Here is a 1,512-nt window from a genome sequence, read left to right as displayed (position 1 = left end):
GGTTTGATTGCCGGCATAATGATTTATAACGACAGCATTTTTGCCATGATTTTATATTCTATCATAAATGCGCTTTGTTATTTTTCTTTATCAATATTTGTATTATGGAAATCTAAACAATATGAGCGGAAAGTATTTAGATCCTGTAGTTAGAGCTGAAAATATGCAATTGCAAGAAAACAATACTGCAAAAAAGGCTAATGCAATTATAATAAATTTGTTATTTGGAATTTGTATTCTTGCAGTTTCATTTCGCGTACTGATTGTAGCTGTCATCATGCTAGCAGTCTGTGCTTTATGGTCTTTATTTACATTAAAAGCATCCCTAAGAACCTTCGCAATGATGGGATTGGTTCTGCTATTTTTAGGTGCATATTATTTCTTGGGATTATCTCATTATGAGAGGGGCCCTGAAAAATTTACAAATGCATTTTCCCTAATATTATTGTCATTCATCTTTTTCTTCATATTAGGTTATAAAGAAAGTGTCAGTGGAAGAATTAAATGGCTAAATTACTTTTCACTGTGTAGCATTGTTTACGTCATTATAGTCTGTATCTATAGCATGCTCAAAGGATATCCGGGTTATAATCTTGTTTATGATCCTATTAATAGGGGAGAAGAGAACTCTCCACTTTACGCGCTTCAGTTGGTTCTTTTCAGTATAGCTTATGTCAATTTTAATTGGTCAAAGCAACGTAGGTTATTTAATATAGCCTTAATGCTTGTTGCTACTTTCTTTAGTGTAATTTATCTTGGTTCGAGAGCAGCATTTTTTCTAATAGTGATTTTCTTCACTCTGAAAATAATAACCAAGAAAAATAACTTATTATTCCTCTTTGTATTGCTTATTATTACAGCTCCAATATTAATCAGTTTCACTAGCGATCTGAATATAACTAATTCATTTAACTTTGGCGGATTTTCTGAACGAGGTCTTGATAGCCCAAGATTCAGTATGTTTATTTACGGCATATCCAATTTCTTGGATTATCCTTTTGGCGGATTAAAAGTACATGCTGAGGGCTATACAGGTATTTGGTTCCATAATATGCTCTTAGATTTAGTTAGAGTATCTGGCTTTTACGTAATGTTTTTATGGCTAACGATCCTCGTGCTAACCACTTATCTTTTAATGAAACTTAAAAATAAGCAATACATCATACTTTTCATCATAATAAATATTGCTTTTATGCAAGATTTGGCATTCGATGGATTCTTTAATTTGATGGCGCTGGAATTCTATTTAATCGGAGCATCCTTGTTTAAGGAGCGAAATCTGAATGTTTAAAGAAATACTATTTATTAATGAGTCTCCTGTCTATGGTGGACATGAGGAAATGTTTTTACGCCATATTAAAGAAATAGCTAAAAACAATCATTTATATCTAAACATAATTGTAAATATAAAGAATGAACGATTAATAAAAGAAATAGATTGTTTAACGAAAATAAGTTCCAACATTAATGTAAATATTTTTCGACATCGATTCTGGGGCTTGCCATTAAGAC

General features: G+C 31.5%; 2 protein-coding genes. Both read left to right on the top strand.

From position 1 onward, the window contains the following. Positions 1-121: 121 nt before the first annotated feature. Positions 122-1,291: a hypothetical protein gene (locus IPZ49_RS22840; RefSeq protein ID WP_050871167.1), complete on the top strand. Its 1,170-nt coding sequence runs from the start codon at positions 122-124 to the stop codon at positions 1,289-1,291. After that, positions 1,284-1,512 (top strand): hypothetical protein (locus IPZ49_RS23310; RefSeq protein ID WP_227754136.1); only part of this gene is annotated, 229 nt, incomplete at its 3' end. The genes IPZ49_RS22840 and IPZ49_RS23310, both read left to right, overlap by 8 nt.

The sequence above is a fragment of the Enterobacter cloacae complex sp. S2 genome, from assembly GCF_015159675.1.
GTDB classification, from domain to species: domain Bacteria; phylum Pseudomonadota; class Gammaproteobacteria; order Enterobacterales; family Enterobacteriaceae; genus Enterobacter; species Enterobacter intestinihominis.
The sequence above is the reverse complement of the archived record's forward strand: the minus strand, read 5'-3'. Positions and strand labels throughout refer to the sequence as shown.

Bases quoted from the DNA above. Each gene is read 5' to 3' on its own strand.
- IPZ49_RS22840 (WP_050871167.1), top strand. From the start codon at position 122: ATGAGCGGAAAGTATTTAGATCCTGTAGTTAGAGCTGAAAATATGCAA.